Source organism: Rossellomorea sp. RS05, assembly GCF_039822645.1.
Lineage (GTDB): Bacteria > Bacillota > Bacilli > Bacillales > Bacillaceae_B > Rossellomorea > Rossellomorea marisflavi_B.
This window is the reverse complement of sequence record NZ_JBDKWY010000001.1, coordinates 598,644-623,812: the sequence shown is the minus strand read 5'-3', so window position 1 is coordinate 623,812 and position 25,169 is coordinate 598,644. Positions and strand designations below refer to the sequence as shown.

Below are 25,169 nucleotides of genomic sequence, written 5' to 3'. Positions count from 1 at the left end.
TTTAATGAAAGAAGCGTGACATGTCACCTTGACGAAGAGATGTTTTACTGAAGCGCCCGGAGTGCATCAATTCATTCCGGAGCAGCTTGCGGAGATCATCGTCAGAAAGATCCTGCCGTGCTTTTTCTTCCTTCTTGCCATTAACGTCAGATGCTACTTTCGTTTCCTGACCCGAGACAGCGAAAATCCTTTTAATTCCGGCCATGTTGATCCCTTGTTCCAAAAGATCCTTGACCTCCAGGAGTTTATCGATGTCGTTCAGGGAGAAGAGCCTGCGATTTCCTTCCGTACGGGCCGGATTGATCAATTCATGCTCTTCATAGTATCGAATCTGACGAGCCGTCAAGTCCGTGAGCTGCATGACAATGCTGATTGGAAACAATGCCATCGTTCGACGAATTTCACTTCCGCTCATCGTGATTCCCCCTTTGTTGTTCGTTCATGTGTTCATTATATTCAATGTCAGGAATTCTGTCAATAATATGTTAGCTTTCCTTACATATTTTTTGAGTGTCCTTTTTGAATAGTTCGATTTTTCATCTGAAGTGCGCTGAACAATCATAAAAGGATAGCCATTGATCGACTATCCTTTTGTACATATCTTATTAACCTTTTATATGGGGCATAAAACCTTTTTCGATCAATTCATCGACGGCCGTGCATACCGCGATCTTCACATGGGAGTAAGTTAGTCCTCCCTGTACATACGCAACGTATGGTGGCCTCAATGGTCCGTCTGCCGATAATTCGATGCTCGCCCCCTGTATGAACGTGCCTGCAGCCATGATGACATCGTCAACATAACCCGGCATATAGTTCGGATATGGGGTGAAATGAGAGTTCACAGGGGATGCGAATTGAATCGCCTGGCAGAAGGCGACCATCCGGTCCCTGTCCCCGAATTGGACAGATTGGATCAGATCGGTCCGTGGAGCATCGGGTGCCGGATTCGTATCCATCCCGAGCTCTGTCAGGAATGCGCTGGTGAAGACGGCCCCTTTCAAGGATTGGGCCACCACGTGGGGAGCGAGGAAAAATCCTTGATACATTTCCTGGAGACTATAGAGGGAAGCACCCGCCTCAGCACCGATACCAGGTGAGGTCATCCTGTACGAACACGCTTCGACCAGTTCTTTTTTCCCTACGATATATCCTCCCGTTTTCGCAAGTCCGCCTCCGGGATTCTTAATGAGCGATCCCGCCATAAGATCGGCACCGACATGGCATGGTTCACGGTCTTCAACAAATTCACCGTAGCAGTTATCAACGAAAACGACGATCGATGGATCGATCGCTTTGACGAAATCAATCATGCCTTTGATCTCTTCCACTGTGAAGGAAGGACGGTTGGCGTATCCCTTCGAACGCTGGATCCCCACCATTTTCGTTTTCGTGCTCAGCGCAGATCTTACTGCCTCGAAGTCTACTTTCCCGTCGGAAGTAAGGTCGATGCTCCGGTAGTCGATATTGAAGTCCTTCAGGGAGCCTGCTCCCTTCCCTCTGATCCCGACGATTTCTTCAAGGGTGTCGTAAGGCTTTCCTGTTATGTATACCAATTCATCTCCAGGACGGAGGATGCCGAAGAGCGCGATGGATATCGCATGTGTGCCCGAAATGATCTGGGGACGGACGAGTCCCGCCTCTCCGCCGAACACATCTGCGTAAATGCTCTCTAACGTATCCCTTCCTGCATCATCGTACCCGTACCCTGTCGAAGGGTTGAAATGGGAGTCGCTCACCCGATGCTTCTGAAAAGAAGTTAATACATTAAATTGATTTCGTTCTGCCCGCTCATCGATGGCTGCATGGATGTGGGCTATGGATTGTTCAACGGATCGGGCTAGCGGCTGCAGGACCTCTCCGTGTTTTAATTGATCAAACATGTCTATAAAATCCCTTCTGCTTTCAAATTCCTTTGCGCCGGCTCACAGTCAATCTGAATGCTGCGGACCAACAGACCAATCATATCAAATAATCCTTCCAAACACTATGGCAAAAATGGTTGCAAATCCATGTTCCCATGATACAATCAGATAGGTTTAAAGAGTACGAGCAGGAGAGGAAGACCAGGGTATGACATGGGAAGTATTGAGTATCATCGGCACTGTTGCCTTCGCGGTGTCAGGTGCGATTGTAGCGATGGAAGAAGAATATGACATATTGGGTGTATACGTACTCGGTATTGTCACGGCTTTCGGTGGCGGAGCGATCCGGAATTTATTGATCGGAGTACCCATTTCCGCCCTATGGGAGCAGGGCATGCTTTTTCAGATCGCCCTCCTCGCCATTACCGCCGTCTTTCTATTCCCTCACAATTTATTGAAGCATTGGAAACGGTGGGGCAACTTCTTTGATGCCATCGGTTTGTCTGCATTCGCCATCCAGGGTGCCTTGTATGCCGTCAACATGGATCATCCCATGAGCGCAGTGATCGTGGCCGCTGTGCTGACGGGTACGGGAGGCGGGATAGTCAGGGATTTGCTTGCCGGCAGGAAACCCCTTGTATTCAGATCTGAGATTTACGCGGTATGGGCCGTCGTCTCAGGTGTGGCTGTCGGGTTCGGGATGGCCGAATCACCGATCGAATTATATGCCCTCTTCGTCATCACCACGGCGTTACGTGTGTTTTCCTATTTATATAAATGGAAACTGCCGAATAAGAGGCTCCAATCGGAAGCCTGAAAAAACATGCATTCATCACGAATGCATGTTTTTTTAATCACTGTCCTTCCGTGTGAAGACAAGATCGTTGCTCCTCAATGTCATTAATTCATGCCGATCATAATTATTTTCCATGAGAAGACGCATGGCATGGGCACGAATGGACTTCTCAAGGATATTCCGTACATACCGGCCATTGGAAAATGCGTTTGCCGTAATGGCATTCTTCACCCCGTGAAGATGCTCCCGTATTTTCCGTTCGGCATCATGGCTGAGCATATATTCCTTTTCCTTCAGCATGAGCTTGCTGATGTCCATCAGCTGATCGACGGAATAATCGGGAAAATGAAACACGAGGGGAAACCTTGACTGAAGACCTGGATTCAGCGTGAGAAAGTGATCCATTTCCTTGGAATACCCCGCTAGGATCAAGATGAACTCATGCTGTTTATCCTCCATATGCTTCACCAGAGTATCGATGGCTTCTTTTCCAAAATCCTTCTCTCCTCCACGCCCAAGTGAGTAGGCTTCATCGACAAACAAAATCCCGCCCAGCGCTTTTTTGACTAGATCACGGGTCTTCTGAGCGGTATGACCAATGTATTCTCCTACCAAATCCGCTCTCTCGGCTTCTATAAGATGTCCCTTCGACAGCACGTTCATCTTCAGGAACAGCTTGCCTATGATCCGTGCCACAGTTGTCTTCCCTGTTCCGGGATTTCCTTTGAACATCATATGAAGTGCTTGCTTGCCCGCTTTTAACCCCATCATTTCCCGTTTTTTATTCACGTATATCCAAGCATAGATTTCCTTCACCATTTTCTTCATTTCGTCCATTCCGATGAGCGTACCCAATTCTTCTTCTATTTCCTTCAAAGCTGCATGCTCCTGAGGCATGGACTGAGGAATGGATTCCTGTATCATCGTATCCCGCAGCGGATTCCGTTTTTGTGAATTGAGGACGATGCTGATCTGACCGTTGTTCTTCATTCGCATCGGTTGTTGGTCCAAAGGGTTCACCTCGCCATTCTATATGCAAACACATTCTGCGGATTTTCACCCCCGGTACGCTTCGACAAAGGAACATTCTTTTGTCAGTTCCTGCGCTTTCCCGAGAAATAAATCGTCCGTCATTCTTGATCAAGGCAGCAATTATCGTATCCCCCTCATATCATTCTATTCAATAGATGAGGATTCATTAATCCTATTTTCATCAGAAACTATATTTTCCACGGGTACAACCGGCCGGTACGAACACATAAGGCTGGGTGCGCCATTTTTTGAAAATGAAAAAAGGACCGCTGAGCGGCCCCCATTCCAGAACTATGATCACACGTTTTGCTCATCGAAATTCAGTTGAACATTTCGCTGAGGTGCAAAAGTGGAAATGGCATGCTTATAAACAAGCTGTTGCTTCCCTTCCGTTTCAAATAACACGGTGAAATTATCAAACCCTTTCACCTGACCTCGGATTTGGAAACCATTCAATAGGAAAACAGTAACTGGTGACCCATCTTTACGCAGTTGATTCAAGAATTGATCCTGAATGTTAATGGATTGTTTCATCGAGCATCCTCCTCTATATCTCTATATACTATTTATTCGACTCTAAGTCGAGCTTTCCTGCAATGAATTTCGAAATGTCGGCGATTATTTCATCACGGTGCTCCGATGCAGTCATATCGAACCAGTCGACATCCATTTTGTTCCGGAACCACGTGAGCTGACGTTTCGCATACCTTCGAGAGTTCTGTTTCAGATTCTCCACGGCCTCTTCAAGGCTCACCTTACCGTCAAGGTAGTCGTAGATCTCTTTGTACCCGATCGCCTGCACCGATTGGACACCCCTGATCCCATCTTCATACAGAGATCTCACCTCGGGCAAAAGCCCGTCGTCCATCATCATGTCCACCCTGAGATTGATCCGCTCGTAAAGCTTGTCCCGATCCATGGTCAAGCCGATGAGAGCCACATCATACTGGAGATCCCGGGATTGCTGCTTTTGATACTCTGTCATGGTCTTTCCTGTAGTGTGGTGGATCTCCAGGGCACGGATCACCCGGCGTATATTGTTCGGATGGATCTGAGAGGCCGCTTCAGAGTCCACATCAGCCAATCTGCGATGCATGGCTTCATGACCGAGCTCACGTGATTCGGCCTCCAAGCGCTCCCTGAACGCTTCGTCTCCCGGCGTTTCCGTGAATCGGTAGTCATAGAGGACCGATTGTATGTAAAGACCGGTCCCTCCGGCGATAATGGGCATTTTACCCCTCGCATGGATTTCGGTGATCAATTTCCTGACCGTCTGCTGAAACTCTGCAGCCGAATACGATTCAACGGGATCTTTAATATCGATGAGATGGTGGAGGATTCCTTCCATTTCATCATGGCGGATTTTCGCCGTTCCGATATCCATCCCCCTGTAGATCTGCATGGAGTCCCCACTGATGATTTCGCCATCGAATGCCTTCGCCAATTCGATGCTCGTCTTCGTCTTCCCTACGGCCGTCGGACCGATCAAGACGATTAGCTTTTCTTTGTTCAACGTATATCCACTGCCTTCTATGTAGTCATTCCTCATTCGCTATCGTACCATAATGATACGTAAAGATGTATTATATCTTCAAATTATCGTCATGATCGAGAAAATTGATACTCTTTTCCCTGATGGAAGAAGTCATATAAACGGCAAAATCCGTCAAAGAAGCCTCTTCCTCAACGGCTGTTTGCCACATTTCCCCCGTTTCATACACCTTAAGTGCTTTTTGGATGATGGGATGAAAACGTACCGGCAGGGATTGGAGTCCCCACTCTCCTCCCTCTTTTTTTGAAGCGACAGACTGTTTGATACAAAATTGATACACCCGGCACAGGTTAAGGATCATATAGGTCGGCTGTTTCAAAATATCCGCTTCCGCATCGTGAATGTCGTAATAAATGGACTTCATATAGTAATTGTATGGAACAGGGGCAAAAACCGCTTCGATCGGCTCACCAATCAATGCCTTCCCCCGCGTACGGATGACGGCGATATGGGCGGCAATGTCTGGGTCTGTTGCTGGGAAAGTAGCCGCCCCCTGTCTTATGTCGTCTATATGCATATCTGAAAAGTGATACTCAAAAGGTGTCGGATACAGCAAGGGGCGGACATTCCTCCTTCTCAAGACGCTGGCTTCCAACCCTTTTGCTGGAAGGTGATCGCCTCTGTATTCCTTTAGGAACAAGTCATCGAGCGCCTTTTTTTCATCGTTACTGATTCCATCCTCCACGATGATGAGAAAATCGACATCACTGATTCTGGGATTGAAGCAGTCCATGGCCAATGAGCCATGAAGATAGACCCCCGTCAGCTTATTTCCGAACAGCCCACTGATCCGTTTTGCAAGTGATGTTGCATACTCCTCCATTAACCTTCCTCCCGTTGGACAGGGACCGGACTCTCCGGCCCCACTTTATGTTTTCGGTACCAAGCGGAGCTGTTTGCCGTCCGCAGGTGGTTTAAGTGTCGTTTCATGATACTTTCCTTCTATCCAGTCATCGATTTGATCATCATACCAAGGGCTCTTAAAATGACCGGACTGACCAGGTCCCACGATATGGTCGGCCTTGGACATATCTCCTGTATCGATGATGAATCGCCACGAGCCCCCGTGATTGACGATCCCTTCATCATTATAGCTTGCTGCCCCCACGGTGACCCGACTACCTCCGACTGGTTCAGGGCTTCTCCGGTTCAGGAACCATTCAAGGATGGATGAAGCCGAGGAAAGGGGATTTTCAAAGTAGACTCTGTGATAATCTCCCCATGCCCACTCGTCCATATTTGAACCGTATCGATCAAAACCATCCTCCAGTGTATCTGACAGACTTTCGGCAAGAAATGATTCGAATCCACCCTGTTCCGTAAACCATGGGGAAACCTTCCCCTTCGCTGCCTTCCTGATCAGTTCGTCCACTACGTTCTGTTTTCCTTCAAACAGCTTCATCATATCGTTCGGGATGCTGTCATCAAAAAGCTCATTGCTCATCCGGTCCATCCAATGATGGAATAAAAGCGGAGCGGCTTCATCGGCATCATCCTCATAATCCCAATCCGCGAGCAGCTGAAGGGCTTCCCGGGATTGCACAGAAACCTCCTTTCCTTCCAGTGCATCCAAGAGGAGAGGAACGAACTCCCTTGCCTGTAAATTCATATGATCATGTTGCAGGTCCTTCATATCCTGCTTCGTCAGCTTCTCTTTTGATTCAAGTACCTCGCTTATCCTCATGTACCGATAAGGACCCGCCCAATGATGACTGATATGATAAGGATACTCATCCCCGATTACCTTATTGTTAGCGGTGGCGATGTATCCTTCGGCAGGGTTCACGACCCTAGGCAGTTCTTCATACGGAATGAATCCCGTCCACTCATAATCCGATGTCCATCCTGGTACCGGCAGGAGTCCGTCCCCTTTCTTCCGGATGGGTATTTTGCCGTTTGCTTTGTATGCGATCGTCCCATCGTTGTCAGCGAATACGAAGTTCTGGGTAGGCGTATGAAAATCTTCCATTGCCTTTTCGAATTCGGTCCAATTGGACGCCTTATTCATGTCGATGATGGCTTGCAACTCGAGACTCGGATCAAGGGCGGTCCATCTCATGGATAGCGCGTTTTCGCTATCATCCTGATTCGCGAATTCCGATACGATGGGGCCGTGTCGTGTAACCGTGACCTCATACGGAATCGTCTCGCTGTCTTTTACAGCAATGGGCTCCTTGATCACCTCGGCCTCTTCCCATTTCCCATCATAGAGGAAGTCATTCTTTTTCTCTTTGTGGCGCTTTTCAATGTAAAGGTCCTGGACATCCGGACCGGTGTTGGTCACACCCCAGGCAATCGTTTCATTATGACCGAGTATGATGCCTGGAATCCCCGCAAAGATCACCCCGCTCACATTCACGTCTGGCGATTCAAGATGCATCTGATACCAAATGGACGGACTTCCCAACGAAAGGTGGGGATCATCCGCGAGCATGGGATGCCCGCTTGCCGATTTCGAGCCGCTCACTACCCAATTATTGCTTCCGTTCATCTCAGGTGGAATGACAGGCTCTGCGATGGCATCTCCCCATTTCATGGAAAGCTCTTTCGTTTCATGTATGATCGTGGGAGCATCTTGCGGATAAGAGGGGAAAAGATCCATCGCCTTTTCCTCCGGTAACGATTGCAATGCCCAATACCTGAAAGCCTGCCCTTGCCAGTGGCCGCCGAGATCAAAGGCCATGTACTTTCCGATTGTCAAAGAATCCACTTCCGTCCATTTCTCAGGTTCATAGCCCAATAGGGTGAACTCGGCCGGCAAGGACTTGTTCTTCTTCGATTCTTCTATATAGGCATTCACTCCATCCGCAAACCAGGTCAGCACCTCCTTGACTTCAGGTGAATATCCTTCAAGGGAAGCTTCGGCAGCCCGCCTGAGACCGAGGGTACGGAAGAACTTGTCCCGGTCAACGGCCTTTTCCCCCACCACCTCGCTCAATCGGCCTGATGCCTGCCTTCGGCTGAGGTCCATCTGGAACAGCCGATCTTGCGCCTGAATGTATCCTTGCGCCAAATAAAGGTCGCGGTCATTGGAAGCAGCGAGATGGGGGACGCCTTTGCTGTCCCTGACCACCTCTACCTCTTCAGAGAGGCCGGGAACGCTCAATTTTCCTTCGATCTGAGGAAGTGAGCGTCCAATGAACGAATCGGCATAAAGGATGAGAGAAGTCATGCATAGAAACAAGAAGGCGATTCCACCTATGATGATTGTTCTTTTTCGATTCTTCTTGAGTTTTATCTCCAAGATAACACCTCCCTATCTCGCCTTTGCGATAATCCCGTTATGCACTTTGATGTATCCATGCTGGAGGATGTCGGCCCCGTTTTCATACAGATAGAGTCCCATCTGTTCTACCGTCATGAGCTCACGGTACGTATGGTTCATCACATCTGCCATAAGATCGTAATACACCTTTGACTTCCACTGGGCTCTCGGGGTCGTCAGGATCATATATCCTCCAGGCTTAAGGAATTTCCGGTGCCAATCGACGACTTCAGGCTTATGCTCATCGGGGAAATGCTCCAATAACCCGACACTCAGGACAATATCAAACTCCTTAGCATAGGAAAGCTCCCTGATATCACTGATTACATAGTCTGTAGGGAAATCGCTCTTATGGTAGACTTTCATTCCGCCGGTATCGGGATTTTCTCCGAGAAAGGGATAGGATTCAGGGAAATCCTCATACCGGGTGTCCTTACAAAAAGGATCATAATCTACCATCACGATGCTGCTTCCCGTGTACATGGCGGCCAACTGCATCGCTTCATACCCTTCTGCTGCACCAAGAAATAAGATTTTTGGCTTCTTGACATCCAATCCCTTGAACAACTCCCGTTTCCCCCTGGGGTCCCATATTCCATCCTGGATCCGGTGGACATAATTCCATAAGTGCAGGCGCAAATGATCGTTCATCGCTTCCACAGATGATGTCAGATGAAGCTTTAGGGCCTCCCCCACAATCTTCTTTCTGTTGTGACTCAGACTGTCCGGTACATCTTTCACGAACCACTCATGGAAGGAACGATTGAACATCTCCCATGAAGCATGGACAGGCAAGGCTTTCCCCTCCCTCAGCTCCCACTCTTTCTTCTCTTTGGAAACCCGGGTCACCTCGAAGGGTCTTCCCACCTGATCCCACGAGACGCCTGACCAATCCCTTACTCCTTTCAGCTTCACAAAACGATTGTGCTCCCTTTTTGTAAAACTGCGCTTGTCCACTCGATAAGAAGGTTCCATATATGTATCTTTCTTCTTTCCATTCATCTCCTACACCCCTCCCGCTCATAATAAAGCGTTCTCATTCCTTCTATATACTATTATCCTTTCTTTCTCTAAATTCCTTCAAAGGAGAATCCGTTTCCCACCTGGGAGGATGGGGTAAATGGGCCATAGGAGGTGAAGTGATGGCTTTTGACTATTCCCTAGACTATAAACAGATTGATTTCAGGGAGTCCCCTGAGCTTTATCGCGTCGGCCGGGGGGAACAAGGAGTCCTGATGGTCGAACCATATAAAAGCGAAATCCTGCCGCATTGGAAGTTCAAGACGCCGGCGATTGCACAGGAATCATCTGAGAAAATCCATGCTATGTTCCTGGACTATCAGAAGAAAGATGATTTTGTGGGGATGGATATGGCTCGGAAGTTCCTGCAGATGGGGTATACAAGGGCAAGGAGGTATGCCAACTACCCTGGTGGTAAGAAATACGACAAAGATGGAAATGTGAATGATAGGGAAATAGATGATGAAAAAGCAGAATCCGCTTCTATTTTTGAAGAAAAGTGGATACAAGTAAGAGAGGATCCGGATTACCTCAAGAGGAAAAAACAGCATCAGAAAAAGTACGGATAAAAAGAAAGCAGGGGGATGCGCCGCATCTCCCTGCTTTCTTTTACATGATCCGCTTAAACATTTTTTCCATCTCATAGACGGAATAGTGAATGATGATCGGTCGTCCGTGCGGACAAGTGAACGGATCCGACGTACTTCTCAGCTCATCAAGAAGGGAAAGGATCTCGTCATTCCGAAGATGATGGTTTGCCTTGATGGAACCCTTACAACTCATCATGATGGCCGCTTCTTCTCGCAGCTTCTTGATATCGACGCGGCTCATCTTCAGGACCTGTTCAATCATATCCTCGATCGTTTCCTGCTCTTCACCCTTAGGGAACCACTGCGGGTGAGACCTGACGATGAAGCTGTTATGACCGAAGTCCTCAAGGAACACCCCGACCTCTTCGAGCATACCCCTGCATTCATTGATTTTGATGAATTCATCAGTGGAAAACTCAAGGGTCATGGGCACAAGCATTTCCTGCAGCTCCTTGGCCACTTCGCCTACTTTTTCTTTAAAGAATTCATATTTGATCCGCTCCTGAGCGGCATGCTGGTCGATGATATACAGACCCTGGTCATTCTGTGCAAAGATATAGGTTCCATGCATCTGTCCGACTGGATAAAGGGGCGGGATCCTTGAGTGTTCCTCTCTTTCATCCGGTTCCACAGCTGTTTCGACGGGAACAGTGTTCAGGAATTTCTCCGTCTCATGAGGGACTTCCATGGAGACTGGCTTTGAGTATGCCTCTTCCTTCGTCACAGTCTCCACCATCACCGGCTGCCGTTCCTTTACCATCTCAGGAATAGTCGGCTTCGGGCGAGAAACATGGTCGAGGGTCATGAAGGTTTGCTCAGACTTGGGTGCCATCGATTTCGGTGCGACAGACCCGGTCGGAATGAGTTCCTTCTTTTTGAATACGGTTTTGATCCCCTCACTGATCAAGGCGTTAAGCTCCTGCTCCTTGCTGATCCTTACCTCCATTTTGGAAGGATGGACGTTGACATCGACGAGGACCGGATCCATGTCAATATTCAACAGGACAATGGGATGCCGGCCAATTGGTAAAAGGGTGTGATATCCTTCTCCGATTGCTTTGGCCAATGCATAATTCTTTATGAATCGTCCATTGATCATCGTTGAAATGTAGTTGCGTGAAGCTCTGGTGATCTCAGGCATGGATACATAGCCTGTGACCTTGAAATCCAGGGATTGTACATGGATCGGCACCATATTCTTCGCAATCGCGAGTCCGTAGATCGATGCCAGGACCTGCCTCACATCTCCGTTCCCATTCGTATGGAGGAGTGACTTTCCGTTGTGAAGGAGTTTGATGGAAATCTCAGGGTGAGACAGAGCAATGCGGTTGACCACATCGGTGATATTGCCCAGTTCCGTATGAATCGTCTTCATATATTTCAACCTTGCAGGTGTATTGAAGAACAGTTGGGACACCGTGATATCGGTGCCTTTGCGAGAAGAAGTTTTCTCAAACGCTTCTTCAATACCACCTGCAAGTTCTATTTTGGTTCCAGGCCCATTTCCCGTGCAGGTCTTCATCGTGAAGTAGGAGACAGAGGCGATACTTGGCAGGGCCTCTCCCCTGAACCCGAGGGTGCGGATGCGGAAGAGATCGTTCTCATCCTTGATCTTTGATGTGGCATGTCGCTTGAATGCCGTTTTGACATCTTCTTCATCGATCCCATCCCCGTTATCAATGATGCGGATGGAGTTCAGTCCTGCCTCCTCCACATGGATTTCAATGATGGTGCCTCCTGCATCGATACTATTTTCAAGGAGTTCCTTCACCACGGATGCAGGGCGCTCCACCACTTCCCCGGCTGCTATTTTATTTGATAGGGAGTCATCGAGCTGAAAGATCTTCACGATACTGCCTCCTTATTTCTTCAGTTTCTTATGGATTCCGTAAATGGTGTTCATGGCATCGATCGGAGTCATATCAAGAATGTCCAATTTCTTAAGCTCATCCAAAATTTTTGTTTCCTTTGTGGATAGCTCTTTTGCAACGGTCTTCTGTTTCTTTCCTTCTTCGAAGAAAGAAAGCTGGCCAGGCTCATCCTCCTTTACAATGGTTGCCGCTGATTCTTCCATCCCTTTTTTGCTTTCTAGGGTCGAAAGGATCTCATTGGCTCTTGTAATGAGGATCTCCGGAAGCTCGGCAAGTTCCGCCACATGGATCCCGTAGCTTCGATCTGCCGCCCCTTCTTTGATTTTGTGAAGGAACACCAGTTTCCCACTCTGCTCCATGGCACTCACATGAACATTTTTGACTTTAGGCAGTTCGGTTTCCAGTACTGTCAGTTCATGATAGTGAGTCGAAAACAACGTCTTGGCACCGATATGCCCATGGATGTACTCAATGATTGCCTGTGCCAGGGCCATTCCATCGTAAGTGGACGTCCCGCGTCCGATTTCGTCAAACAGGATCAGACTTGCCTCCGTCGCATTGATGATGGCGTTCCTCGCTTCAAGCATTTCCACCATGAACGTGCTCTGTCCTGATATCAGATCGTCTGCCGCTCCGATCCGCGTGAATACCTGATCGAATATCGGAAGATCTGCTTCAGCAGCCGGAACATAGCAGCCAATCTGGGCCAGGATGCTTGTAAGGGCAAGCTGCCTCATATACGTACTTTTCCCAGACATATTCGGTCCGGTGATCAGGAGGATTTCCCGCTCGCTGTCCATGTAGGAATCATTGGGCACATACCCATCCGCCCCCATGACCTTTTCAACCACCGGGTGGCGGCCATCCTTGACGGCGATCCGTCTTTCATCATTGAAGGCAGGCTTGCTGTAGTGCCGCTTTTCGCTGACTGTGGCAAAACATTGAAGAACATCGAGTTCACTCACAACTTTTGCCAGTCGTTGAAGGCGCGGGATGAATTCCTTCACCTGTTCCCTGATCCCGATGAATAATTCATATTCAAGGTCCACGCTGCGTTCATCTGCCTGCAGGATCAGCGCTTCTTTTTCTTTCAACTCTGGTGTAATGAAACGCTCAGCGTTAGTGAGCGTCTGCTTTCTCTCATACCTTCCTTCTTCAAGGTGGTGAAGGTTCGCCCTTGTTACTTCAATATAATAGCCGAAGACACGATTGAAGCCGACCTTTAGGGAACGGATCCCTGTGCGTTCGCGCTCATCCCGTTCAAGAGCAGCAATCCACGATTTTCCGTTGCGGCTGGCATCACGATATTGATCAAGCTCATCGTGATACCCATCCCGGATCAAGCTGCCTTCTTTGATGGAAAGCGGAGGATTTTCCACGAGGGCAAGCTCCAGAAGATCCGTCAGTTCTTCACACGGATCAAGTTCCTTACTGTAGCGATAGATGGAGTAATGATCCAGTGATGCAATGAGGGATTTTAAAATCGGAATCTGCTGGAGGGATTTCTTCAACTGGATCAAATCCCTTGCATTCACGTTTCCAAATGCCACTCTTCCTGCGAGTCTTTCAAGGTCATAGACTTCTTTCAGCCTTTCCCTCAGGTCCTGTCTTTCAAAGAACCGTTCAAGGAATACTTCGACGACCATCTGCCTCTTTTCAATCTCCCCGCGAGAGATGAGAGGCCGGTCAATCCATTGCTTGAGAAGACGCGCTCCCATTGCGGTCATGGTTTCATCCAGGAGCCAGAGCAACGAACCTTTCTTGCCTTTTGAACGGATGGTTTCCGTCAGCTCAAGATTTCGTTTGGAATAGTAATCCATTTTCATGAAATGGTTCAATTGATATGTCTCAACTTTTTGCAGATGATCCAGGCTCCGCTTTTGAGTCCTGAACAGATAATGCATGAGAAGAGCTGCCGTCTGTTTTAATTTTTCCTGTTTCAGCCTTTCCAGTAAGTGCTCGAACGCATCACTTGGTCCTTGACCTGCCTCGAATGAGAGAGTCACGTCAAGACGTTCTTTGAGCTTGAGCTGTTGCTCCTCCTCCATATCCGGCGTTATGACTACCTCCTTGGCCCCGATGGTGGACAGTTCATTCAATAGCTGCCCCGCGCCATCGGCTACAAGGGTGACGTTGGTTTCACCCGTCGACAGATCGCTGTAGGCAAGGCCGTATGTGTCATCTTCAAAGGAAACCACTCCGGCGATATAGTTGTTTTCTTTATCGCTCAGGCCTTTGCCTTCCATCACGGTACCCGGCGTGATGAGCTGTACGACTTCACGCTTTACGACCCCTTTGGCATGCTTCGGGTCTTCTGTTTGTTCACAAATGGCAACCTTGTATCCTTTATTGATCAGTTGCTCTATGTAATTGGGCGCAGAATGGTATGGAACTCCGCACATCGGGATCCGTTCTTTCCCTCCACCGTCCCTGCTTGTCAGGGTGATTTCCAGTTCCTGAGAAGCTGAAATGGCATCATCGAAGAACATTTCATAAAAGTCCCCTAAACGAAAAAATAAAAAGGCATCTTGATATTCTGCCTTCACCTGTAAGTATTGTTTAATCATTGGCGTGTATTGAGTCATGGGTTCATTCAAACCTTTCCGTATTCTGCTAGACGTCTCATTATATCATATCCCACCGTGTGGTTTCATTCCGGAAACAATGGAAACAGGCGGATGAAAGGATATCATCCGCCTACTACCAATCATGATCAAAAGGAACCGTTCAGTTCTTTCCCGTCAACCTTCCAACCTGATATTCCTTCCGGCTGATGGAGAGTTAAATCCAAATCAGAATGATGGACTCCACGTTTCCCATCCGTCCACTTCAACTTGATTGTGATACTAGCCAGGAACGGGCTTAGTTCTTTCGCTTCATATGAAGATATCTTCATCGTTTTTACTTTTTTCAAAAGGGTTTCCGAATCCTTCCCCTTGCCTTCCATGAGCATATTTCCCAGCAACTCTTCATCCCGTTGTTTCACAGCCATTTCAACTACCCTCATGGCTCCCTCCGGTTTCAGGGATGCAAGGAACTCCGGAAGTTCTCCGGCAGCTTTATGAATCATCAGGGTATGAGCGTAATCCGGACGCGGGGTTTTATGGGTCGTACTTCCAAGAAAATGGACACAGAAATGTCCCGGGAATCCATTCTGAAGAGCTCCTCCCCCGTGAGGCATTCCATTCATGGAAGCAGGAATGAGGAGGTTTCCCGACTTCACCAGGATCGCTCTTCTGTTCCAGCTCCAATGTCCGCCGTAGATTTCTTTCATCACTTTCGTGTCCGCCTCTGACACCGGTTGTACATCCGCATGTTTATTCCCCGCACGGCGTTGGACTTGAAACTTTTTGCCTGTTTCCACGTCGATGACCTCGAAATAAGAATACTTGGGGAGAAGCAGGTTCGTCTCTTTCCAAGGAAGCGTGTCGGTCATATAGTCCATTCTTAAGGGTACCGCCCCTATAATGGTGGCGGTTATGAGTACTTTCATCATCAATGCCATCAGAGGCCTCCTTTTTTTGTTAATTTCATCCATATGTTTACACGCACTCTTCCTTCTACTTTTTCGTTAATTGACCTGTTCCATAACCATTAATTTTTGGAAATCAGCCTTCACCCGCATGACCGTATACGTGGGGACCATACTAAAAGGGAAAGGGTGATAACGATGGCATGGACCACTTTTTACCTTGCTGCCATGATCGGACTATCGAATCAGCAGCCCCTTGAACTCGATACGGGGAATGAAATCATTACCGTCAAGGAAGAATCGCTTACACTTCCCTACCTGGATGTACCGATACTTAATGAAGACCATTTTAATCATCTTGTTTCACTTCTTCAGGAAAAGGCGTATAAAGCCCCGGTCAATGCCAAAATTGACGAACATAACCGGATCATCCCCGGGCAAACCGGCCTTATCCTTGACAGCACCGCATTCAAAGAAGCCGTTATGAACTACCTTTACAGAGGGGTGACTCCCACAGAGGTCCCAACCCTGAAAACCTACCCGAAGGTTGATACCGAAATCCTCGCCCATATACGAACGAATCGTATTGGCTCCTATGTAACGTATTTCAATAAAAGAAATGAAGAACGAACGAACAATATCATCCTTGCTTCTGATCAAATCAACAATACGGTCATCTTTCCCGGCGAAACGTTCTCATTCAATAAAACGGTGGGTAAACGTACAAAAGGAAAGGGCTATATGAAGGCTCCCGTCATCGTCAAAGGGGAATTATCAGAGGATATCGGGGGAGGGATCTGCCAGGTTTCATCTACTCTCTTCAATGCCGTTGATCGTGCAGGGGTGAAGATCGTGGAACGCTATCACCATTCCAAAAGGGTCCCGTACGTCCCGAAAGGCAGAGACGCGACCGTCAGCTGGTATGGACCAGATTTTGCGTTCCGCAACCCATATCATCAGCCGATCCTGATCCGGTCAAAAGTCATCGGGGGACAAATGATCGTCACCATTTTTTCATCCGATCAAGTAGAAGCCGAGAAGAGGAGCGTCCCAGGCGCATCGCCTGCCAAACCATCAGGAGAACGACCTTGATTGTAACGGTAAAAGCCCTCGCAACCGCGAGGGCTTTTACCGTATTATAGACGGCTGATCCCTTCCACTATGGTTTCAAGCATCAGCTCAAGATCGTTCTCTTCAATGACAAGGGGTGGCGAGAGGGCAAGTACGTTATTGAATCCCGCTACGGTGGCTCCATTTTTACCGATCAGGATACCCTTTTGTTTACAATAATCCACTACGCTGCTTACGGATTTCCCGTCAAGGGGCTCTTTTGTCGACTTATCCTTCACCAGCTCGATTCCAAGGAGCAAGCCTTTTCCCCTAACATCACCGACCCGGGCATGAGTGGCCAGTTTTCTACGTAGGTAGTTTAAGGCCTTCTCTCCAAGCCTCGCAGACCGGTCAATAAGCTTTTCCTTTTGGATTATGTCGATGTTTTTCACGGCCACGGCACATGACGCCGGGCTTCCCCCGAATGTATTGATATGCCGGAAGTAATCGTATTCTTCACTACCCTTGAAGGCCTCGTACACCTCTCTCCTGACTGCCGTCGCAGAAAGTGGAAGATATGCTGAGGTGATTCCCTTCGCCATCGTGATGATATCCGGCTTGATCCCGTAATGCATGAATCCGAATGCCTTTCCCGTTCGTCCGAATCCTGTAATGACTTCATCCACGATCAGAAGGGCACCATGGGCTTCACAAACTTCTTTCGCTGCCTTCATATAGCCATCTTGGGGCATGACGATCCCACCGCCTGTGATAATCGGTTCCATGATGACAGCTGCAATCGTCTCACTGAGTTCCCATGTCAGTGTTTCGTCCAGCGCCTGAACGGCAGGGAGATTTTTTCCGGTAGATCCGGTTGCATCCCTGTAAGCATCCGGCGGCCTCACATGGATGAATCCCGGTGCCAGAGGTTCGTACTTATATTTCCTCTGGGCCTGACCGGTTGCAGATAAAGCCCCAAGGGTATTCCCGTGGTACCCTCTGTATCTTGCCACGATTTTATACCGATTCCCTTCACCCTTTTGCTGATGATACTGACGGGCTATCTTGAATGCCGTCTCATTTGCTTCTGAACCGCTATTGGAAAAAAAGAACACATAATCATCCCCGATGAGCTCGGTCAGCTTTTCCGCCAGTTCGATTGCTGGCCGATGACTTTGAGTAAGGGGATAATATGGCATTTCCCTTAGTTGTTCATAAGCTGCAACCGCCAGCTCCTCTCTTCCGTATCCTATGTTCACACACCATAACCCCGCCATTCCATCGAGGAAACGTGCCCCTTCATGATCGGTCACCCACGCACCGGCTGCTTTGGTCACCACCATGGTCGAATCTGGATTATATGGCTTCATGGAATGCCATACACTTCGCTCATCTTGTAACAGATCTTTGTGTTGATCCACCACCATCGCTCCTTCCTGATTGGTATTCCCCTACTCATCTTTATTCGGGGCTGTCCACCTTTAGAAGCGGTGGTTTCCGAACAGGTTCTCCCGTTAACGGGCTGCGGGGATAAGCTGAGACAAATTAAGAAGCCGGACGGTTTGACTAACCGTCCGACTCTATGACCAATCCCTTCAGGAATGAAGTGTTTCAGGGCTGAGGGAGCGGATCGGCCGGCTCATCTTCCATTGACGGAGGAACCAGATCAGGACTGCCACCCAAATCACCGTTCCAAGAATCATGGACAGCTTATAATCGAGTCCGAATCCTTCAGGCACATAAAAAGATATACACACTCACGACCGCGGTCATGAATAGGGCAGGAATCGTGCATATCCAGTGTAATGCAGCCTTCCTCAGTAAATAAATGGAACCCGTCCACAGCATGAACGCAATCTTATTATGATTCGACAAGTGAATAAACCAAATATTAAAAATAATTAAACTTATTGCTTTTTACCCATAGAAAAAGACGGCCCAAAGACCGTCTTTACATTTATTGATCAAGCTTTAATTTAGCAAGTGCATCGGCAAGAGCCGTATTGACCGGTTCGTCCTTTTGCTGGGTTTTCAAGTACTGATTGACATCCCTTTTTGTTGCTTTACCGCCCTTTTCCTTCTTCCTCCTCTGATTGAAGGTAGAAAGCTTTTCTTTGTGACCGCACACGCATACGAACAGTTGTCCATCGCCTTCTCCCTTAAGTTCAAGGCGCTTGTGGCAGTTCGGGCAGCGTGCATTCGTCTTTTTACTGACGTTTTTGCGATGTCCACACTCACGATCCTGACAAACGAGCATTTTCCCATTGCGATTCTTAATTTCAAGCATGAGATTCCCGCAATCCGGGCATCTCGTTCCTGTGATATTGTCATGGGAGAATTTTTTAGTGGATTGCTTGATTTCATGGACCGACTTTTTCGTATATTCCTTGATTTCCTTCATGAATTCTTGTTTGCTCAGTTTGCCACTGGCAATCTGCTCCAACTTCATTTCCCATTCTGCAGTCAGTGTCGGAGACCTCAACTCAGAGGGCGCCAGATCAAGCAGCTGTTTCCCTTTGGACGTGATGGTGATTTCTTTCCCCGTCTCTTCGATGAGAGCCGTGTGGAATAGCTTTTCAATGATGTCGGCACGAGTCGCCACGGTACCAAGTCCCCCGGTTTCCGATATTGCCTCCAACAAATTCTGATCGCTGCCCTTCATGTACTTGCGTGGGTTTTCCATGGCGGTCAGAAGGGTTCCTTCATTGAATCTTCCTGGCGGCGTGGTCCTGCCTTCCGTATGCTTTACCGATAACAGGGGCAGACTCTCCCCTTCAGCTATCGCAGCCTTCAAGCCTTCGACGATTTCATTCTCATAAACGGCCTTCCAGCCTTGATCCAGTACCCTATTCCCCTTGAGTTGGAACCGGTTCTGATCGATACTAGCCGTGACGGTGGTCTGCTCATAAGAATACGGAGCATAGAAAGCAGCGACGAAACGCTTCACGATCAGATCATAGATTTTCCGTTCCCTGTCCTGGAGCTTCTGAAGAAAAGGTGTTTCCTCCGTTGGGATGATGGCATGGTGATCACTCACCTTGGCGTCATCTACATACGCTTTTGAAAGGGTAAGCTTTCCTTTCAATGCATGATGCACGATTCCCCTGTACTCTTGGACATTGACGGCCATCAGCCGATCTTTCAATGTATCGACCATATCACTCGAGAGATGCCTGCTGTCAGTCCTGGGGTATGTGACCAATTTATGCTGTTCATAAAGCTTCTGCATGATCGACAGCGTTTCCTTTGCCGAAAAACCATATACTTTATGGGCATCACGCTGGAGCTCAGTCAAATCATAAAACGAAGGTGCAGGATTCTTTTTCGTTGCTTTTTTGACCGTATCGATCGTAAGCGGTTTTTTTTGCGCTTTCAAGGCAGCTTCTACCCGTTCCACTTCTTCTTTTGAAAACGACCTTGATTCTTGACCTTTGAGCCATGTAAAGGTCCCTTTTGAGGTGACCGCTTGGATACCATAGTACGGGACGGGCTTGAAGTTCCTGATTTCCTCTTCCCGCTGCGCAATGATACTGAGTGTCGGAGTTTGTACACGACCACAGGAAAGCTGGGCATTATGTTTGGTTGTCAAAGCCCTTGTGGCATTCATGCCGACATACCAATCCGCTTCTGACCTTGCCTCTGCAGCCCTATAGAGATTTTCATAGGCTTTTCCATCTTTTAAACGGCTGAAACCTTGCTGAATGGCTTTGTCGGTTACGGATGAAATCCATAAACGCTTCAACGGCTTTTGCGGCTTCGCCTTTTCCAGGATCCACCTGGCGACGAGTTCTCCTTCACGCCCGGCATCCGTTGCTATGACGATTTCTTTTACATCCGGCCGATTCATCTGTGTTTTTACGGCATTGAATTGTTTTCCTGTTTTTTTGATCACTACCAGCTTAAGATCTTTCGGAAGCATCGGCAGGTCTTCTATCTTCCACGTTTTATACTTATCATCATAGGTTTCGGGGTCTGCAAGGGTAACGAGATGCCCAAGGGCCCAGGTTACGATGTACTCTTTTCCTTCCATGAATCCATTCCCTTTTTGTGTGCAGTTAAGCACCCGTGCGATATCTCTTCCGACAGAAGGCTTTTCTGCCAGAACCACTGTTTTTTTCATGTTTAAAAATCCTTTCATGATCGGTCTTCCCACCCATTTTAGCATACTTCCATGCAATCGGGCAGGTGCTTGCCACAAAGAAAAAACCATCCGTTCGGATGGTTTCATAAAAAAACTAGGAAGAGGCCGTCTTCCTAGCAATCTTTACTCTTCGATGCCTTCAAGGAATTCCGGATCCAATTCTTCAAACTCTTCGTCATCCAGGTCGCAGTCCCAATCATGATCATCACAGCCGTCAGGATTCACCAGGACACATACTTTTGTTTCACCGATCACTTCCACCAGGAATTCACGTTCTACATGAACGATGATTTTATTCCCATTCGGTGAGATGACCGCTTCGCAGCAGTTCGGCTGTTGGAGTACGCGGGCGCACACTTCAAGATCATCCGAGCAATCAGGATCGCGGTATTTCAATTTGATGACGTCTGTATATTCGACTCGCTCAGTGACCACGGATGTCTTCGTGTTGTCGCTGTGGGAGTACCATACGTTGATATCATAACAACCCTGAATCTCTACTTTTTTCCCTACTTTGTGTGCCTTGTACTCGTGATTGATGATCCAGCAGCCTAAAATGCTCGATGGGTGATGCGGCGGGCAAATCGTATGATGGGACTGAGTGAATTTGCGTCCCTTCGCTACGACCGCTTTTGTAATGATCTCTCTATATTCTGCCATTCGAGCGTACCTCCTCATTCATTTTCAATTCATCTTATGCGATGACTTAGGTGTTTGTGCGAGTAAATTGGATTGCATGAAAGGATTGTTGCGAGATACTGTATTGTATGCGAATACCCAAGGGATGTTACGAAAAGGAGAGCGTTTGCGAGGCGCAGCTATGGAGGAAGAGGGTTGGGATAAAACAAAAAAGGTACAATCTAATGACGGACACGATCCATTTCGGTTCTTTAAACCGATTTCTCTGCAAGTTTTCGCTTTCTGCGGGGAGCTGGCGATCCACCCCACATGCCTTCAGGGTACGATTCTTCCCGCAGTTGTCTTTTCCTTGCTCTCCAGTCCACCGTTAGACACCATAAAAATGTTCATTAAATAAATGAAAAACCCGAATTGTTGCCTTGCAGCAGGCAACAATTCGGGTTTTTCGATGACTAAAACATGTTTGTTTCAGCCTTATCTAATGGGAAACTTATGAGCAGCTGCCCGGCATGGAATTCCGGACCTGAGACCCGGTTTCTCCCCTTAGGATGTCCCCGCCGGTCGTTTCGATGATGTGATCGGTCACATTGTTGGAGATGACCGATGCTACGATCTGAAGCAGATCATTCACATCCTCTTGAGATTCTTTAAACTGTTGGACAATAGGAATAGCGTCAATTTCTTTTTCCAGGTTTTCAATTTTTGCTTCAACCATCTTCAGTGCTTCACTTTTGCCGTAGTGTTGGAAGTTGACCGCCTGCTTTTGAAGGCTCTTGATGCTTGCAATCATTTCTCTCACTTTTTGATTTTCGTGAATCTGTGCCTCTGCACGTTTGAAGAAGTCCACTTCTTCTGTATCTGCGATCATTTGTGCAAGATCGCCTGCATGCTTGATAATATCGTCTTTTGTATATTTCGCCATATCAGTTCACCTCTGCCGGTATTTGAAATTCAGATCCGATTAGACCTTCTTCGATCATTTCCCCATCGAGCGACCAGCTTTTGGTATCCGTGATCTTCACCTTCACGATTTTGCCAATGGCCGTCTTGGGTGCCTTGAAATTCACTAGTTTGCTCCTTCTTGTATATCCGGCGAGCACCTCCGGATTCTTCTTACTCTCCCCTTCTACAAGGACTTCCACGATTTCGCCTTTATAGGGCAGGAGGGATTTCCCGGAAAACTCATTGACCACTGCGTTCAGTCTGCGCAAACGGTCTTTTTTCACATCGTCAGGAACATTATCCGTCATTTTGGCCGCAGGGGTGCCTTCCCGCGGGGAGTAGATGTACGTGTAGGCCGATTCGAAGCCCACCTCCCTGTACAAGGAGAGGGTCTCTTCGAATTGCTCTTCTGTTTCATTCGGATAACCGACGATGATGTCTGTGGTTAGGGCAACATCCGGCATGGCCGTCTTGATCCTCGACACGAGGTCAAGGAAGACCTCACGGGAATACTTTCTGGCCATGATTTTCAGGACAGAAGTGGATCCGGACTGAACAGGAAGATGAATGTGTTCAACGAGATTCCCTTTCTTCGAAAGCACTTCGATCAGATGATCATCAAAATCGCGTGGATGACTGGTCGTAAAGCGGATCCTAGGGATATCGATCTTCCTCAATTCGTCCATCAGGTCCCCGAGTCCGTAGTCCATATCTTCAATATCCTTACCGTATGCATTGACGTTCTGGCCAAGAAGGGTGACTTCCTGATACCCTTGAGCAGCCAGCGACCGTACTTCCAGAATGATCTCTTCCGGTCTTCTGCTCCGTTCTTTCCCGCGTGTATAGGGTACGATGCAGTACGTGCAAAACTTATCGCAGCCATACATGATATTCACCCAAGCCTTGATGTTTCCCCTGCGCACCTTCGGAAGGTTCTCGATCACATCCCCTTCCTTTGACCAGACCTCCACGACCATGGCCTTGGACATATATGCCTCTGAAAGGATTTCAGGGAGTCTGTGGATATTATGGGTACCAAAGATCATATCGACTTGCTGATACGTTTTCAAAATCTTTTTGACGACGGATTCTTCCTGTGACATGCACCCGCATACGCCGATGAGCAGTCCCGGATTCTCCCGTTTCAGCGCTTTAAGGTGACCGAGCTCCCCGAACACTTTGTTCTCCGCATTCTCCCGGATGGCACATGTATTCAGAAGGATTACATCCGCATCATCCGTGTTATTCGTTGCCTCATAGCCCAGGGCCATGAAGATCCCGGCCATGACCTCGGTATCGTGTTCGTTCATCTGACAACCGTATGTACGTATGTAGAATTTCCTTCCTGTTCCAAGGCCTTTGAATTTACCATCAATGGTGAAGTCATTATGATACTGGACTTCCTCTTTCCCGCGTTTTTTTGCTTCTTTCAACGAAGGCGGAATATAGACGCTCTGAAAATATTGACTGTAATCCTTCTCGCTTTTAGCTGATGTCGGATTAGCCTGCTGTCCATGTTTTCGCTGTTCCTCATTCATGAGTAGTCCCCTTTCAAGCTTTGTAACGAGAGAACGACCTCCCCGCACTGTAACCGCTTCAATAAGAAGGTATTCTGCTTGTTTAAGTATATCGGTTTTTGGAAGATCATACAATAGCTCCCTGCATCTATCAACAATGCAGCACAAATTGGGCATTCTCCCCGGTTGCGCCGCGAGGAAGGGTGCATACGGTAAAAATAACAAACGATCGAGGAGGAGAAGGTCATCAGACAGGATGAAAAACAACCCTCGTATTATATCGAAAACGGGGAAACCATCTATTTAAAATCACAGTTGCACCTATTGAAACAAGAAATTGCCCGTCTGAGTCGGGGGGTATTGTTTGCAGAAGCAGCTTTTTATAAGAAGCGCCTATCAGAAGTTCAGTTACAATGGGAAGCCTCTCTGGACGAAATCGCATCTCAGCAGGCGATCGAGGAAGAATTAATCAGGGATCGGAATCATTTCCTCCAAATATCAGAGGAGATCACCGCAGAAGCAGCCAATCTACGTGAGCAATTATTAGCCTCTGAAACATCCCTGCATCATTGGAAGGAAAAAGCCCTCACCATACAGAGTGAAGTCAACATCCTGAAGGAGAAAAATGCTCAACTGAACGGAACGATCTCAACATGGGAGCAGGAAGTCTCTGCTCTTACTGATGAGAATGATACATTGAGAGAATGGTATGATCGCATCAAAACCGATGCGTTGAAGAAGGATGAGAAATTGCTCAATCAACAAGCCCATATCGAAGATTTGAGAAAAGCTCTCTGCCGTTCGGAGGATTCCAAGAATGACCTTTTCAAAAGCCTGATTACCAAAACGGAACAGTTCGAGGAGTTGGTATCGGAGCGTACCTTCGCCCTAACTTCCCTTGAACGAGCAAAAGAACAGTTGAAAGTAGCCGAAATCGAAAAGATGACGTTCATCAAAGAAATGATGGCAGGGATCCAGCAGGAAATGAAGGATTACGAATGGCTCATGGAATCAAGATTCGGGGATATAGATCAAAATAGGAAAGAACAGGAAGGGCGGTTGGATGATATAGAAGCTCTCCAGATACTCGGCATCCAGCGACAGCATGTATTCATGCAGGAGCTGATCGAAGAAACGGATCGACGATTCTTTGACGAAATTCAGTCCATCCGCTCAACGAATCATTCCCTATCTTCTCAGGTTCAAGAACTGAAGGGGATGATCGAGCATCATCGCAGGCGCCAGACCAAACCCAGTACCATACGGACCTCCAAATCCGAATCATAAAAGAAGAGGCTGTCGAACTAGGTACCATTTAATGAGACCTACGATCCCTATATTCCTGAAAATTCCAGTGCAAGACCTGCCTTTCTGCTGGTAGCCTGTGAGTCTCCTCTGCAATCCTACGGTGTGCCAC

22 protein-coding genes are annotated in these 25,169 nt (G+C 47.8%); 5 read left to right on the top strand and 17 right to left on the bottom strand.

All coding sequences use genetic code 11. The annotated features are described in order from the left end of the window. Position 1: 1 nt before the first annotated feature. A complete protein-coding gene (locus ABJ225_RS03215; RefSeq protein WP_053427201.1) occupies positions 2-415 on the bottom strand; it encodes a MerR family transcriptional regulator in 414 nt (137 codons plus the stop codon). 190 nt (positions 416-605) lie between these two features. Continuing rightward, positions 606-1,883, bottom strand: coding sequence for a methionine gamma-lyase family protein (locus tag ABJ225_RS03210; RefSeq protein WP_347318378.1), 1,278 nt, complete (start codon positions 1,881-1,883; stop codon positions 606-608). 190 nt (positions 1,884-2,073) lie between these two features. Here ABJ225_RS03210 and ABJ225_RS03205 point away from each other — a divergent pair, with 190 nt between their 5' ends. Further along, a complete protein-coding gene (locus tag ABJ225_RS03205; protein ID WP_053427203.1) occupies positions 2,074-2,682 on the top strand; it encodes a trimeric intracellular cation channel family protein in 609 nt (202 codons plus the stop codon). Positions 2,683-2,715: 33 nt separating this feature from the next. Here ABJ225_RS03205 and spoVK read toward each other — a convergent pair whose 3' ends face one another. The 6 genes from spoVK to ABJ225_RS03175 form a co-directional block, all read right to left on the bottom strand. Then, the gene (gene spoVK / locus ABJ225_RS03200) at positions 2,716-3,651 is read right to left on the bottom strand and encodes a stage V sporulation protein K (protein ID WP_235576324.1); all 936 of its coding nucleotides are present in this window, start codon (positions 3,649-3,651) and stop codon (positions 2,716-2,718) included. Between the two features lie 339 nt (positions 3,652-3,990). Beyond that, positions 3,991-4,227: an RNA chaperone Hfq gene (gene hfq / locus ABJ225_RS03195; RefSeq protein WP_048003951.1), complete on the bottom strand. Its 237-nt coding sequence runs from the start codon at positions 4,225-4,227 to the stop codon at positions 3,991-3,993. 28 nt (positions 4,228-4,255) lie between these two features. Beyond that, the gene (miaA, locus tag ABJ225_RS03190) at positions 4,256-5,242 is read right to left on the bottom strand and encodes a tRNA (adenosine(37)-N6)-dimethylallyltransferase MiaA (RefSeq protein WP_481900588.1); all 987 of its coding nucleotides are present in this window, start codon (positions 5,240-5,242) and stop codon (positions 4,256-4,258) included. Positions 5,243-5,276: 34 nt separating this feature from the next. Continuing rightward, on the bottom strand, positions 5,277-6,068 hold the full coding sequence (locus tag ABJ225_RS03185) for an aminoglycoside adenylyltransferase domain-containing protein (protein WP_218245930.1): 792 nt from the start codon (positions 6,066-6,068) through the stop codon (positions 5,277-5,279). Positions 6,069-6,113: 45 nt separating this feature from the next. Next, the gene (locus tag ABJ225_RS03180; RefSeq protein ID WP_347318373.1) at positions 6,114-8,489 is read right to left on the bottom strand and encodes a penicillin acylase family protein; all 2,376 of its coding nucleotides are present in this window, start codon (positions 8,487-8,489) and stop codon (positions 6,114-6,116) included. A 12-nt stretch (positions 8,490-8,501) separates the two neighbouring features. After that, a complete protein-coding gene (locus ABJ225_RS03175) occupies positions 8,502-9,512 on the bottom strand; it encodes a class I SAM-dependent methyltransferase (RefSeq protein WP_347318371.1) in 1,011 nt (336 codons plus the stop codon). A 140-nt stretch (positions 9,513-9,652) separates the two neighbouring features. Between ABJ225_RS03175 and ABJ225_RS03170 the strand changes: the two genes are divergently transcribed. Then, positions 9,653-10,099 carry a DUF4385 domain-containing protein gene (locus tag ABJ225_RS03170; RefSeq protein WP_218245928.1) on the top strand — a complete coding sequence of 149 codons (447 nt, stop codon included), beginning with the start codon at positions 9,653-9,655 and terminating at the stop codon, positions 10,097-10,099. Positions 10,100-10,139: 40 nt separating this feature from the next. Here ABJ225_RS03170 and mutL read toward each other — a convergent pair whose 3' ends face one another. The 3 genes from mutL to ABJ225_RS03155 form a co-directional block, all read right to left on the bottom strand. Further along, entirely contained in the window at positions 10,140-11,972 is a 1,833-nt protein-coding gene (mutL, locus tag ABJ225_RS03165) for a DNA mismatch repair endonuclease MutL (RefSeq protein ID WP_347319295.1), read from the bottom strand. A gap of 9 nt (positions 11,973-11,981) precedes the next feature. Beyond that, positions 11,982-14,576, bottom strand: a complete 2,595-nt coding sequence (gene mutS, locus ABJ225_RS03160) for a DNA mismatch repair protein MutS (protein ID WP_347318369.1) — start codon at positions 14,574-14,576, stop codon at positions 11,982-11,984. A 128-nt stretch (positions 14,577-14,704) separates the two neighbouring features. Beyond that, positions 14,705-15,496, bottom strand: coding sequence for a hypothetical protein (locus ABJ225_RS03155; protein WP_481900587.1), 792 nt, complete (start codon positions 15,494-15,496; stop codon positions 14,705-14,707). Positions 15,497-15,652: 156 nt separating this feature from the next. Between ABJ225_RS03155 and ABJ225_RS03150 the strand changes: the two genes are divergently transcribed. Then, the gene (locus tag ABJ225_RS03150; RefSeq protein WP_481900586.1) at positions 15,653-16,555 is read left to right on the top strand and encodes a VanW family protein; all 903 of its coding nucleotides are present in this window, start codon (positions 15,653-15,655) and stop codon (positions 16,553-16,555) included. Positions 16,556-16,599: 44 nt separating this feature from the next. On the opposite strand, the gene ABJ225_RS03145 is transcribed toward ABJ225_RS03150, so the two are convergent. The 4 genes from ABJ225_RS03145 to ABJ225_RS03130 all read right to left on the bottom strand — a co-directional run bounded on the left by ABJ225_RS03145 (position 16,600) and on the right by ABJ225_RS03130 (position 21,314). Then, on the bottom strand, positions 16,600-17,940 hold the full coding sequence (locus tag ABJ225_RS03145) for an aspartate aminotransferase family protein (protein WP_347318367.1): 1,341 nt from the start codon (positions 17,938-17,940) through the stop codon (positions 16,600-16,602). A 168-nt stretch (positions 17,941-18,108) separates the two neighbouring features. After that, the gene (locus ABJ225_RS03140) at positions 18,109-18,270 is read right to left on the bottom strand and encodes a hypothetical protein (RefSeq protein ID WP_218245924.1); all 162 of its coding nucleotides are present in this window, start codon (positions 18,268-18,270) and stop codon (positions 18,109-18,111) included. Positions 18,271-18,470: 200 nt separating this feature from the next. Continuing rightward, positions 18,471-20,633 (bottom strand): DNA topoisomerase 3, encoded by a 2,163-nt coding sequence (locus ABJ225_RS03135; RefSeq protein WP_082529753.1) that lies wholly within the window; start codon positions 20,631-20,633, stop codon positions 18,471-18,473. A 144-nt stretch (positions 20,634-20,777) separates the two neighbouring features. Next, entirely contained in the window at positions 20,778-21,314 is a 537-nt protein-coding gene (locus ABJ225_RS03130; protein WP_048003961.1) for an outer spore coat protein CotE, read from the bottom strand. Between the two features lie 76 nt (positions 21,315-21,390). Between ABJ225_RS03130 and ABJ225_RS03125 the strand changes: the two genes are divergently transcribed. Next, on the top strand, positions 21,391-21,690 hold the full coding sequence (locus tag ABJ225_RS03125; protein ID WP_056536992.1) for a hypothetical protein: 300 nt from the start codon (positions 21,391-21,393) through the stop codon (positions 21,688-21,690). Positions 21,691-21,783: 93 nt separating this feature from the next. On the opposite strand, the gene ABJ225_RS03120 is transcribed toward ABJ225_RS03125, so the two are convergent. Then, positions 21,784-22,215, bottom strand: coding sequence for a YlbF/YmcA family competence regulator (locus tag ABJ225_RS03120; protein ID WP_056536995.1), 432 nt, complete (start codon positions 22,213-22,215; stop codon positions 21,784-21,786). 1 nt (position 22,216) lies between these two features. Continuing rightward, positions 22,217-23,773, bottom strand: coding sequence for a tRNA (N6-isopentenyl adenosine(37)-C2)-methylthiotransferase MiaB (gene miaB / locus ABJ225_RS03115; protein WP_347318363.1), 1,557 nt, complete (start codon positions 23,771-23,773; stop codon positions 22,217-22,219). A gap of 303 nt (positions 23,774-24,076) precedes the next feature. Here miaB and ABJ225_RS03110 point away from each other — a divergent pair, with 303 nt between their 5' ends. Beyond that, positions 24,077-25,039 carry a coiled-coil domain-containing protein gene (locus tag ABJ225_RS03110; protein ID WP_218245923.1) on the top strand — a complete coding sequence of 321 codons (963 nt, stop codon included), beginning with the start codon at positions 24,077-24,079 and terminating at the stop codon, positions 25,037-25,039. Positions 25,040-25,169: the final 130 nt, after the last annotated feature.